General features: G+C 39.0%; 10 protein-coding genes. 1 reads left to right on the plus strand and 9 read right to left on the minus strand.

The window, feature by feature from the left end; translation table 11 throughout:
• A complete protein-coding gene (locus ACZZZW_RS17065; RefSeq protein WP_463495167.1) occupies window positions 1–1,383 on the minus strand; it encodes a mercuric reductase in 1,383 nt (460 codons plus the stop codon).
• Window positions 1,384–1,588: 205 nt separating this feature from the next.
• Here ACZZZW_RS17065 and ACZZZW_RS17070 point away from each other — a divergent pair, with 205 nt between their 5' ends.
• On the plus strand, window positions 1,589–1,729 hold the full coding sequence (locus ACZZZW_RS17070; RefSeq protein WP_157255431.1) for a hypothetical protein: 141 nt from the start codon (window positions 1,589–1,591) through the stop codon (window positions 1,727–1,729).
• A gap of 242 nt (window positions 1,730–1,971) precedes the next feature.
• Here the strand turns inward: ACZZZW_RS17070 and ACZZZW_RS17075 are convergent, their stop codons facing one another.
• The 8 genes from ACZZZW_RS17075 to ACZZZW_RS17110 all read right to left on the minus strand — a co-directional run bounded on the left by ACZZZW_RS17075 (window position 1,972) and on the right by ACZZZW_RS17110 (window position 12,974).
• Complete coding sequence (locus ACZZZW_RS17075; protein WP_055910339.1) at window positions 1,972–4,533, minus strand: M1 family aminopeptidase; 2,562 nt, start codon at window positions 4,531–4,533, stop codon at window positions 1,972–1,974.
• An 11-nt stretch (window positions 4,534–4,544) separates the two neighbouring features.
• Window positions 4,545–5,729, minus strand: coding sequence for an NRAMP family divalent metal transporter (locus ACZZZW_RS17080; RefSeq protein WP_055910336.1), 1,185 nt, complete (start codon window positions 5,727–5,729; stop codon window positions 4,545–4,547).
• Window positions 5,726–6,487 (minus strand): 5-oxoprolinase subunit PxpA, encoded by a 762-nt coding sequence (locus ACZZZW_RS17085; RefSeq protein WP_055910333.1) that lies wholly within the window; start codon window positions 6,485–6,487, stop codon window positions 5,726–5,728. The genes ACZZZW_RS17080 and ACZZZW_RS17085 overlap by 4 nt, the downstream gene beginning before the upstream one ends.
• Window positions 6,484–7,482 (minus strand): 5-oxoprolinase subunit C family protein, encoded by a 999-nt coding sequence (locus tag ACZZZW_RS17090; RefSeq protein WP_463495171.1) that lies wholly within the window; start codon window positions 7,480–7,482, stop codon window positions 6,484–6,486. Before ACZZZW_RS17090 ends, ACZZZW_RS17085 begins: the two co-directional genes overlap by 4 nt.
• A gap of 2 nt (window positions 7,483–7,484) precedes the next feature.
• The gene (gene pxpB / locus ACZZZW_RS17095) at window positions 7,485–8,225 is read right to left on the minus strand and encodes a 5-oxoprolinase subunit PxpB (RefSeq protein WP_055910329.1); all 741 of its coding nucleotides are present in this window, start codon (window positions 8,223–8,225) and stop codon (window positions 7,485–7,487) included.
• A 331-nt stretch (window positions 8,226–8,556) separates the two neighbouring features.
• Window positions 8,557–9,093 carry a DUF3347 domain-containing protein gene (locus ACZZZW_RS17100; RefSeq protein WP_055910324.1) on the minus strand — a complete coding sequence of 179 codons (537 nt, stop codon included), beginning with the start codon at window positions 9,091–9,093 and terminating at the stop codon, window positions 8,557–8,559.
• A 1-nt stretch (window position 9,094) separates the two neighbouring features.
• The gene (locus ACZZZW_RS17105) at window positions 9,095–11,545 is read right to left on the minus strand and encodes a zinc-dependent metalloprotease (RefSeq protein ID WP_055910321.1); all 2,451 of its coding nucleotides are present in this window, start codon (window positions 11,543–11,545) and stop codon (window positions 9,095–9,097) included.
• A 1-nt stretch (window position 11,546) separates the two neighbouring features.
• Complete coding sequence (locus tag ACZZZW_RS17110; RefSeq protein WP_463495174.1) at window positions 11,547–12,974, minus strand: RagB/SusD family nutrient uptake outer membrane protein; 1,428 nt, start codon at window positions 12,972–12,974, stop codon at window positions 11,547–11,549.
• Window positions 12,975–12,977 lie beyond the last annotated feature (3 nt).

Below are 12,977 nucleotides of genomic sequence, written 5' to 3' on the forward strand. Positions count from 1 at the left end.
TTAATTGTCGAGTTTCATAAATAAGTTGTTCACCGATTCTGAATAGGTAGGATGCGCAAAAACACAATACCTGATCCTATCGTAAGTGATTCCGCCTTCCATGGCCATCTGCAAAACCGACATAATTTCTCCACCCTCTGAAGCTAATATGGCAGCACCCAATATCTCTTTTGTATCGGCATTTACCACGGCTTTCATCAGGCCAAGTGTTTCACCTGTTTCTATGCCCCTGGCCACGCTCGTCATCGGAAGGACTGCTACTTTATAATTCAGTTTCTTTTCTTTTGCTTCTTTTTCCGAGATGCCAATTCGTCCAAGTTGTGGATCAGTAAACATACAATAAGGCACCGGGCGATCGTGAATAGAATAATCGGTGCCCTCAATCAGGTTGCGGTAAACTATGGTATAATCGTTATAGGCAATATGGGTAAACGCCGGACCTCCCTTTACATCACCAAGCGCATAAATTCCTTCTATGTTGGTTTCCAGTTTTTCATTAACCAGAATATGTCCATGGTCATCGAGCTTTACGCCACAGTTTTCAAGTCCTAAATCTGCTGTTTGAGGCGTTCGGCCTACGGCAACCAACAAATGCGTTGCACTGATTTTTTTCTTGCGCTTACCGGAAAGGAGCTCAATGTGAATCTGATTTTTGTCTTTTTCAATTTTATCGATTTCAACCCCGGTAATGAGTTCAATCTTTTCATCAGTTAAGATTTCGGTTAACGCTGATGAGATATCCTGATCTTCTTTAGCCAATATTCCGGTTGATTTTTCGAGAATGGTTACTTTACTTCCAAAACGGTTAAACATTTGTCCAAATTCGAGGCCGATGTAATTTCCACCAATAACCACCAAATGCGCTGGAACGGATTCGAGATCTAAAATTGTTGTTGAGGTGAGGAAATCAATTTCATTTAATCCTTCAATATCCGGTATGGAGGTTTTTGCTCCTGTATTGATAAAAATTAAATCGGCAGTCAGTTTTTCTTCACCGCCGTTGTTGAGTGATATGGTAAGTTCTTTCTTTCCGCTAAACCTGGCTGTACCGAAGATAAGGTCAAGTCCTTTAGTGCCTTTAATGCCTTTTTCTGATGAAGACCTAAATTGTGTTACTATATCATCTTTACGCTGTTTAATTTTTTTAAAATCAATTTTTACAGTACCTACCTCAACACCTAGATCAATAGCTTTTTTTGCCTGGTATACGGCCCTTGCAGAGGCTACCATAGCTTTGGTTGGTGTACAACCATCGTTTATACAGGTACCGCCAACAAGCCTTTTTTCGATAATGGCTGTTTTTTTACCCGCTTCGGCCAGTTTTTTAGCCAATGGAGTGCCAGCCTGCCCTGCTCCAATAATTATTGCATCATAATGTTTCATTGATTCTTAGGTTAAAAGGATTTGTTTTGTTCTGACACTTATAACCTCAATAGCCAGCTCAATGTTTGATCATGGCTAGTTATTATCTGATTAATCGAAAGAAAGTGCTCACCCTAAGTTCGAATAAAAAAGTTACAAACTATATTTAAAAAGCTACGTTAAATAAATGTAGACAATTAATTGACAAACATAAATTACCGAAGCCATGTATACTCAATCGACAGAAAACACGAACCTAACCGTTTATATCCAGGATGATCATTCGATCGAAGACAAAAGAGAAATTTTATTAAATGGTTTATTAGATAACCTGAACAGCGAAACTGAATCATTAATTAGAGAGTAATTCATAGGTTTTATTTTGTGAAATTTAGGGCGCAACAAGCTTTTAGGTTTAACAAATACTTGAATCATTATTTTGATTTTAGCAAGTCGATTTTTCATTAGGTAGCTGAACGGAGAAATCTAATTTAAAAGATTTCTCGGTTTCATTGCACTCCGCTCGAAATGACTTGCAGCAATTGAATAAATTTAACTTATCAACCTGAATTTATTTCAGAACGTTTGAATAATTTAATTACAGCATACTTAGTTTACGATAAACTGTGCTCGCCTTAAATTATCCGTAGCCTGCAAAATTTTATCCTTTAATTTGGGGTTGTAATTTGGGTGCGCGTTTAAAAAATCTTTCACTATTCTATTTGCCTGCTTGGTATTGTAATTCGAAAATATGGAAGCCAGCCATGATTGAGGGAAAAATATATCCCCGGTTTTTTGTATCTCTTCCAATAAATTTAAACTTTCGGCAAGGTAATTCACTGAACTAGCCTGCCTGATTGGATGGTGAAGGTAAAATAACGCCGTTGTAACCCATGCTTCTTTGTTACGGTTTTTCCGCTCCTTCAAACTATTAAAAAAACCATCTCTTACTTTAATATCGGTTGATAGTGCTGGCATTAAATAAAGTAGGCGGTTTTTACGGTCATCATTTTTAGTCCTTGCCAACTGTTCTTTTAAAATGCTGTTCGCTGTATCCGTTTTGAGGGCTAAAGTTAAAGCCAAGGCACTATAATCATCTTCCAAAAGTTTAATTCCTTCAGGTGCAGATTGTTTTAGCCAGAAATTATACATTTTTTTACCTGCTTCGGCACTCAAGTAAACATTTTGGTAAGCATTAAATAAAATCTTTTTATTGTTTTGCATTTGCTGCTTCTCCATGGCGGTCCATATTGTTTTCTCCACACCAACATGTAAGGCATTTCTTTTAGCTGGGGTGAGAAATGTCCAGTAAATATTTGTTAAATACCCTGAAAGCAACCTCAGGTTCATTTCATTTTGTTCTACATTGAGTCCTTTAAGCAAAACATTTAAAAGTGCATCAGGTTTATTGCCGCGGCCCGAAAGCATATTCTCATATGCATTGATATAGGCTGATGCTCTTTCTAAAGGATCTACCAAACTATAAAGATTAGCGGTTAAGGGCTGGTCGATTGGGAAAAGACCATAACCGGCACCATTCGCATTAAACAAAATGTATTGAGGCTTCGAAAGTCCCTTTGCCTCATTTATAAACGTTTTTGCATTCATCGAATTAACCATTAATACCCTACTGCTATCGGCATATACCAGTTTCACTGTGAAAGATTGAGGCCATATTCTTTGCGCGCCCACTTCGCTTTTCTGACTGATGGTTAAATCGTTTATTTTGTCGCCATCAAACTTAATATCATAACTAAAAATTGGTCTGCCAGGTTCATTTACCCAAACCTTATTCCAACTGTACAGGTCGCTTTTACTATATTTACTTAAAATCGCTATCAGATCGTTCCAGGTAGCGTTGCCATAACTGTATTTTTTTAAGTATTCCCGTATTCCTTTCTGAAAACTCTCCTTTCCCATTAATAACTCCAACTGGCGCATCATAATCGGGGCTTTATGGTAAATGATATTTCCGTACATTGAACCTGCTTCCTGCAGATTATCCAATTGCTGGCGGATGGGATTTGCACCCAATGTTCGATCTACGCCATATGCTGCGGGGTAATGGTCTTGCAAAAACTTTAAGTCAAAAGTACTTTTACCCATCAGTTTTTCTGTCACCTTATCAGCCATAAAATTTGCAAAAACCTCTTTCATCCAAACATCGTTAAACCATTTCATGGTAACCAGATCGCCAAACCACATGTGTGCCGTTTCGTGCGAGATGAGGTTGGAACGCGAAATAAACTGATCTTTGGTTGCTCCCTGATCCAGAAACAGGGCCGATGCTTTATACTGTACTTCTCCGGGATGTTCCATACCGCCAAACTGGAAATCAGGAATTGCTACAAAACCCACTTTCTGAAAAGGATATTTAATGCCCGTCCATTCCTCCAAAAAGTCAATTGCATCACGGTGTGCCACAAAAACAGAATCTACACTGAGTTTAATTTTAGCAGAATCGGTTTCGCGGTGCAGAAATTCCATGTCGCGGTTATTCATCTTATTTTTAATAAAAGCATATTTTCCTGCTGTAAAAGAAAACAGGTAAGTAGGCAGTTTATCTGAATTTTTAAAATGATACGTAACGGCATTTCCATTTACCAGTGAATCCTTTTTAATTGCATTGGCCATTACTTTCCAATCAATTGGTACCGTTAATGAAAGTAAAAAATTAGCTTTCAAGTCAGGTTGATCAAAACAGGGAAACACGGTTCGGGCATGATCGGGAACAAAGAGTGCATAAAGAAAATCCTTATTTCTGTTTAATGATTCATTGCCTGCAACAAATTCGATTTTAATAGTATTATTTCCGGCTTTTAGGTATTGCTGATCGATCAGAATATGTTCTTCCTTAAAATTAAGCGTTATCTCTTTGCCATTAACTAAAACCTGCTTTAAATGATCGGCATTTTGCTTAAAGTCTATTTGCAGTTGAGCCAGCTTATTTAACTTAAAAACAATACTTTCTGTAGCGTTTATTATTGCTGTTTGTTCTGCAGGAATGTTAAAATGAAGTTTATACTGAATATTGCTGATGGAAGCACTTCTTGATGTTGCCAGCGCAAGTGAAACCCCTGGTGTTACAGGGATAGCTGGTGTGTTATTTTGCGCAAAGCAGGAAGCACTCAATAATAAAAAAAGGCAGGTATATTTTGTAATCGTATTCATCGTATAAATTTTTATTCTCCGTTAACCATTTGTAAAATGGTGCCATAACTCATCCAAACCATGGTAAGTACCACAGCCAAACCAGTAAGCGTAAGCCAGAGCGGTTGTTTATAATTGGCAATAATTTTGGTTTTATAAGCAGCGATAAGCATAATGCCCAAGGCAATTGGCAGTATAAAACCGTTTATGGCCCCTACTGTAAGTAATATTTTAACAGGTTTGCCAATAAGGATAAAAATAACACAGGAGATGGATATAAAAGCAATAATAATTTCCCTGTTGTATTTTAAGATTATGGGATGGAAACTTTTGATAAAAGATATGGAGGTATAGGCCGAACCGACAACAGATGAAATACCTGCCGCCCAGATGACCACACCAAAAATTTTATAACCAATTTCACCACTGGCCAGTTTAAAAACCGAAGCAGCCGGATTGGCAGGATCTAAGGCTAAACCTTTACTCACCACCCCCAAAGCGGCAATAAACAACAATAAACGCATAATTGACGCAAGGCCGATTGCACTTAATGCGCCTTTATTTACCGCAGCCAGGTTTTGTATACCTGTTTGCCTGGCATCCAATAAACGGTGTGCGCCTGAAAAGGTGATGTAGCCACCAACCGTACCCCCAACAATGGTTAATACCGCGGTAAAACTAAATTGCGTTGGGTTTATCGCCCTTAATGCAGCTTCGGCCAAAGGCGGAGAGCTGGTATAGGCGATAACTAAAGCCAGTACGATTTTGATTAAGCCCATGGTTTTGGCGAAAACATCCATGGCTTTACCGGCTTCTTTGTAAATAAAGATACCAATAGCCATTATAGCACTGATTACTGCACCTTTACCTACACTAATGCCAAAAAGCACATTTAAACCCAAACCTGCCCCGGCTATGTTGCCGATATTAAATGCCATGCCACCTAAAAAAACGAGGAATGATATAAAATAGCCCAAGCCAGGAAATACCTTATTTGCAATATCTTGTGCGGGTTTATCTGCAACAGCAATAATCCGCCAGATGTTTAGTTGTGCAATGGCATCCAGTATGATGGATAACAAAATTACAAAAGCGAAACTGGCACCCAATTGTTGGGTAAATACGGCCGTTTGCGTTAAAAACCCCGGACCAATAGCCGATGAAGCCATTAAAAAAGCAGCTCCTAAAAGTACACTCCAATTGTATTTTGGTTTCATGCCGTGGGTGCTTTAATAGATATGCCCTCTTTTGTTAAGCGTTCAGAAATTAATTTAGCAAAAGCAACCGCATGTTCACCATCTCCATGCAAACAAAGTGTTTCTGCACTCACAGTAATCTTATTTCCATTTACACTTTTCACCTCTTGTTTAATGGCGAAACCTAGTGCTTGCGCAACAGCCTCTTCATCACTCGTAATTAGCGCATTGGTAGCTGTACGCGGGGTTAACAAACCATCATCCCGGTAGGTACGGTCGGCAAAAACTTCTGATGAAGTAACAATACCTTTCTTATGTGCTTCGCTGATCATTTTACTACCGGCAAGTGCATATAGAATTAAACCAGGATCAAAATCGTAAACTGCCTGAACAATTGCCTTGGCCAAAACCTCATCCTTTGCTGCCATATTATACAATGCACCATGTGTTTTTACATGATGGAGTTTGCCTCCTGCAGCTTTAACAAAACCACTTAATGCGCCAATTTGATATAAGGTAAGCTGGTAAGCCTCATTTGCAGATATCTTCATTTCTCTTCTGCCAAAGCCCTGTAAATCTGCCAAACCCGGGTGTGCGCCTATTGCAACTCCTTTTTTTACCGCCAAAGCAACAGTATGCTGCATTACTGATGCATCTCCTGCATGGAAACCACATGCAATATTGGCTGAAGAGATATAATCCATCAGTTTTTCATCATTGGGCATGGCATAATTTCCAAATGCTTCCCCCATGTCGCAATTGAGGTCTATTGTTTTCATAAATTTAAATATTTAAGGCCTATCGCTGTGGTAATCAACGATAAATCATGTTCGCGTTCCAGATATAGCTCTTCTGCTTCATCTCTGGATATTTCAGAAAAGCGAATTTCATCGCCAGGCTTTAACTGTGCACACAAAGGTAGATCAACAGCAGCAACATGGGCTATGCGCGGGTAACCGCCAGTTGTTTGGCAATCGGCCATGAGGATTACCAAATCGCCACTTCCTGTAACCTGGATTATTCCGGGAGTTACAGCGGTACTGAGCAATTCTTTTTTAACTTTTCTAACCAGGGCTTTGCCGTTTAAATGGTATCCCATCCGGTTACTTCTTTTATCTATTTGATATGTTTTGGTTAGGAAAGAGATAATGGATGTGGCATCAAACCAATTGATTTCGTTAGCCAATACCACCCTAATGGTGTGCCTGTTTTCGGGTATTAAACTTTCGCGGGAGATACGCCAGTTCGGATAGCTTAACTGATTATTTTTAAGCTGTTTAAATATCGCTTCCGAAACCTTTGCTAAACAAAGATTATTGCTCAATACATCGCCCTTTTTTAGTGCCCTTCCATTAAAACCGCCGAAACCAGCAGCAAGAAATGTACTTTTACTTCCCATTACTTCGGGCACCTCCCACCCACCGGCAATTGCAAGGTAAATTCTAATCCCTACAGGGTTATTGATTAATTTAATTACCGAACCTGCGCGGATAAATAACGGCTTTTCTGCAGGCATCACCTGATCATGATCAACCAGAAATGCCCCATCGCCAGAGTATGCAAGCAAAAGATCGGTTTCTGCTTTAAAAGAAGCATCAGCATAAGTAAACTCAATGGTTGCCAAATCATCATCATTACCAACCGCTTTATTGGCCAGCCGATGAGCGAGTTGATCCATCGCACCAGAAATGGGTACAGCTTGTGAAAGGTAGCCATATCGGCCCATATCCTGTACTGTGGTTAACAAACCTGCTTTTAGGATACTGATTTTCATACTCATTGTTTGCCATAAGTATTAAATTCATCAATATTGATGGCTCTGAAGCGAACCAAATTGCCCCCTTTTAATAATGAAGGTTCGGCCCTGTTTACATCGAACATTTTTAAGGGTGTTCTCCCTATAATCTGCCATCCGCCGGGTGTTTCAATCGGGTAAATACCCGTTTGCATCCCCGCTATACCAACTGATCCTGCTGGTATTGTTGCATCTGGCACCTGCTTGCGTGGGGTTTGTAAACTTGCATCCATGCCACCCATATAGGCGAAACCAGGTACAAAACCTATCATGTACACAATGTATTGCATGGAGGAATGCCTTTCGATAACTTCTGCTATACTAAGTTGATTTATTTTTGCAACTGTTTCAATATCAGCCCCAAAACTCCCTCCATAACATACCGGAATAATGATTTCAACGGGTTTATTTATAGCTTGTCTGCTTTCTGACTGTTTAATGTGATTCAGGAAGTACGATACTTTATCAAAACAAGTTTCGCCCGGAAGATTGGATGTGTGTACTAAAAGCGGATCAAAAAATACGGTAAGTGTACAATATGCAGGCACCGTAGTGATTAAACCTGGAAAAGGATTTTGCATTAAAACACGGTTGTAGCTTGTAATAAGCTGCAATATTTCTTCACTAATTACTGTTCCGAACTCAACGGTAACCGATTGCTCATTCAATCCATAAATATTAACCGAATAATCAGGCGTAAAATATGGGCTTTCTTCCGTCATATTAACAATCTGATAAAAATTTTAGCATATAACCTCATTATATATGGAACAGCATAAAAGCATAGCCATAAAAATGATTATATAATATTGAAAACGCAAAGGTTTTGAAAATTTCATCATCATTTGCTCAGAAATAGGGAAAAATTAGCTGCATTTAATCTCAAAACGTTATAATATATATTCGATGATGTTTATAAGACTAATTTTTAAGAATTAGCTTATTTTAATAAAAGTGTAATTAACAACCAAATAACATCATTATGATAAACAAAAAAAACGGTTCCTATCCGGGAAACCGCTTTTAATCATTAACTATTATTTTGATGTCGTATTAAATACTTGCTTTTACTTCGCCACAGGTAAGCATGTTTTTTGGGTAATAAGGGTTTTGTATCGCCTTTTCATCGCTAATCCATGTAGTACCCATCATAGGGCAAACCTGTTTGTAAAGTGTGGTTTTCTCTGGTTTAAACCTTTCAATAATCGACCACATTTTAACAGAAAGTTTATCCATTTCGCTGCGTTGTTTATTGATTGATTTTGTAGCAGCAATAGCCAAAGCAAGTGTTTTAATCTCTTCACGTGTTGTTGTGGCCGCATTCATTTCAGCTAACGAGAGTTTTTTAAACTTAAACTGGTTTAATACAGCAACAAACTCTGTGGCAGATTTAGCCGCTTGTACCGAATCGGATTTTACCAGACTGTTTTTCATACCCAGGTAATTGGAGATGATCGCTTCTTTTAAAGCTTCTCTTTTCTGCGCCAGTTCTGGCGTGGCCACTTCTTGAGCCGATGTTTTAACCTGTGCTTTTAATCCTGAGTTTAAAAGTAATGCTGCACCCAGCAAAGCAATTAAATAACTTTTCATATTATGAGATTGTGTTTGATTTCTTGTTAATTTTTTCTATTTCTAAAAGCATATCTTTCAAATGCAACAGGTTAATGCCTGTAGTTTGCGGCATTAACAACTTAATTGTTTCCTTTACATCATTAAGGTGTACAATAGCTTCCAACCTTACATCGCTCCTTTGGGCTGTAGTCATCGCTTTGCCATCAGCTATATCTTTCGGATTAATCAGCGTGTTTAACTTTTCAATGTATGAGCGTTCCAGACTGCGGCGGTAAACATCACTGCTTTCCACTCCGGTAAACTTAACCCAGGTGGCATGCTTTAAATCCACTAAAAATTCTTTTACCGGATAAGGATTTGCTGAGGCAAGTGCTTTTTGGCTTAAATTGTACAATAGCCCCTGACTTAAAAACATATTCAGCATTTGGTTCTGCTGATCTACCATTTCATCCATCGGTTTAATATTAATCCGGCTGGTAATATCTTTAGGGTACAACCACAACGGTGCTTCAAATACCTGTCGGCCTACATAATCTACAACAGCCTTAACACGTTTTTTTGGCACTTCGGTAATTACAACTCCAGCCTCATCAGCACTTCTTTTGGTTACATAACTATTGCCGATATTTTTCATTACATGATAAAGGTACCTGCTGTATTGGCGAACAACCGCTTTATGCATGTCACTTAAATTATCGTAAAGGTCGCCAGGTTCATAAGTCCATTTAACCAGGTTGGGCACCACGCGCTTTAAGTTTTTTATCCCGTAATCACTTGCGGCAATGGCATCATCACCGATATCTTCTGTTTGGCTGCGCGGATCTTCTTCTTTCCCTTCGCCACCAAACCAAAGTTTAGGGTTGGCAGAAAGCGAATCAAGAATCATCTTCTTAGTGATTTTTTCTTCCGAATATTCATCTTTAATTCCAGCATAATAACGGTAGCCCCAATTAATTGCCCATTTATCATAAGCACCAATACGCGGGTAAATGCCAGCAGGCGAAATATGATCTTCGGGCTGCGCCACATAATTAAACCGTGCGTAATCCATTATAGAAACCGTGTGTCCGTTTGCCTCTACCCATTTCTTATCCCTAAGTTTTTCAACGGGAGTTTGGCTGCTAGCTCCCATGTTATGTTTTAAGCCAAGTGTATGTCCAATTTCGTGTGAAGAAACAAACCTGATCAGCTGGCCCATCAGCTCATCGTCGAAGTTCATCTTTCTTGCCCGCTCATCAAGCGCACCCGCCTGGATCATGTACCAGCTTTGCACCAGCTTCATTACATTGTGGTACCAGCCTACATGACTTTCTATAATTTCCCCACTTCTGGGGTCGCTAATTCTTGGTCCGTAAGCGTTTGGCGTTTCAGAAGCATAATACCTGATTACCGAGAAACGTGCATCTTCAAGGCTCATGGTGGTATCTGCCTCTGGCCATTCCTTGCCAATTATGGCATTCTTGAAACCCGCCTTTTCGAAAGCTTTTTGCCAATCGTTAATGCCTGCAATTAAATAAGGTCGCCATTTTTTTGGTGTTGCCGGGTCGATGTAATAAATAATCTGCTTTTTTGGTTCAACAAGTTTGCCTTTTTTATACTTATCCAAATCCTCAGCTTTAGGCTCCAAGCGGTAACGTTCAATAAAATATTTAACATCAGCGTGTTGCCTTTCCTCATCAAAAAGAATGTACTTGTTGTTAAAAAAACCTACTCGGTCATCTGCAAAACGTTTGCGCATGGGTATTTTAGGCAAAAGCACAAAAGAGGTGTTCAACCTTAGTGTTACAACCCCCGTAAGTGCACCTGATGGGATGATGCCTGCAGAGGTAGAATAGGTTTTAGTACTCTTAATCTCAATATTAATGGGATAAGTGCTTATTTTCTCGATAAAAGAACGGTCATCAGCCACGCTTCCCAGTTTCTTGTTCGATTTTTCATCAGCAGCGATTGAAATAACAGGATTGTCTTTTTTAATAAAATCGGTAACCTCAATTACATAATTTCCTGTTAAGGGATTTTTTGCCTTGATATCGAAAGCAGCAACGATTGGGTTTTCCTGCGATTGCAGCACCGCTTTGTAAATGGCTTCATCATTGCTTTTAACATCCTGCCTGTAAAGCACCGATCTTAGCAATAAATTATTGTTGTTCCCTTTTTCAAAATAAATGGTTTGCTCATTGGCCGCTTCACCACCAAAACTCCCCATGCCCTGTGGCGTGCTTACATAACGTGTAACAGCTAAAATGTAGCGGTTAAGCATACTATCTGGTATTTCGAAATACCATTTCTGCTCTACACGCTTAACATCAAAAAGCCCTGTTTCGCTAAAAGAATTTGCAGGAATCAGCTTGCTGTAATCAACCGGTGCTTTACGGCTGGTGCTATCAGCCTTAACAACAGGTGTTTTTTGTGCGTAAGCAGTTATAGAGAGTAAGAGTGCGATTGGAAATATAATGTGTTTAATATTCATGTTAAAACGGGAGCTTTTCGTCTGTATTTAAAGTAAGATTGGGATTTTTCTTGAGTACGTTAAGCGGAAAAGGAATAATATACAACCTTGATGTAGGCAATAGCGTATAAGTTTGTTGTGGAACCGTTTTATTTACTATCGGGTACTTCCGCACTACCGTTTTAGCATATTCAGGCTCGGTATTTAAGCGTTTTAAATCCATAAACCTGTTAAAACCTAAAAACAGCTCTTTTCTACGTTCATTTATAATAATATCCATGGTTTCTTTCATGGTTGCCGGTACCGGGAGTAAAATTGTACCCGAAAGGATGCGCTTTTCGCGGAGTTTGTTTACCACTGCCATTGCACCAGCAAAATCACCTTCTCTGGCCAAACATTCGGCCTGCATTAAATATACTTCTGTTGTTTTTAAACCAACAGTTGGATAAAAAAACCTGGTATACGCTATACTATAATATGCTGCATTAGCACCAATATCTAAAAAGCTTGCACTGGTGGTGTTAAAAAACATATTGAAACGTGCATCATTGGTACCGAACAATGCTCTTAATTCGGGACTGATTAGCCAGGTATAACCAAAATTGGTTTCATTATAGCCCTGGATGTACATGTAACTTAATACTTCAGGGTTATTGGGCGCAACAATTGGAGTTACCGAAGGGCCTCCTTGTTTGGTAGTATAATTAACGAGATCAAAAATCTGGTTGTTATAAGAAAGTGATTTCTCGCACGCTGCTTTAGCCTGTGCAATTTCCTTTTTAAACAAATGCACTTTAGCCTTTAGTGCCCAGGCAAAAGCCAATGAGGGGTGGTAAGGATCTGCTGGTTTTTCTTGCAATAATGGAAGTGCTTCATCTAAATCTTTTTGGATAAAATCATACACCTGGGCTACAGTCGATTTTACCGGCTGTGCCTCTAAATCGTATTTATCCATAATGCAGATGCCGCCATCAGTAGCTGCTGTTGCCGCATTATAAGCTTTGGCATATACGTTTACCAATAAAAAGTGATCGAAAGCCCTTAAAACTTTAGCTTCTGCCTTGGCCAAGGCTTTAACCCGGTCGTCGCCTTTGCTGCCATCAACTAGGGATATAATGGTATTCCAACGGTTGATGTATACGTATGCCCGTTCATAAAAATTAGAACTCTGTATCAACGAAACACGATCGATGTTTTCGTTAAAACTAAAATGTACCGTGTTTAAATTAGGTGTTACGCCAATAAAATTCGATTCCTTAATCCACATGTCATCAACCAGGTATTGGAAATTGCTGATGATGTAAGCCCTGTTTGGATAAGAAACCAGGTCGTAATAATCCTGTGCATTTTCTACAAGCAATGAGCCTGTTGGTGTTAAATCGGTATATTTTTTACATCCGCCCATTGCAAAAAGGAAGATAAATGCTATAAATATGATATTTCTTTTCATTTT

It is taken from the genome of Pedobacter sp. AC379 (assembly GCF_979258145.1).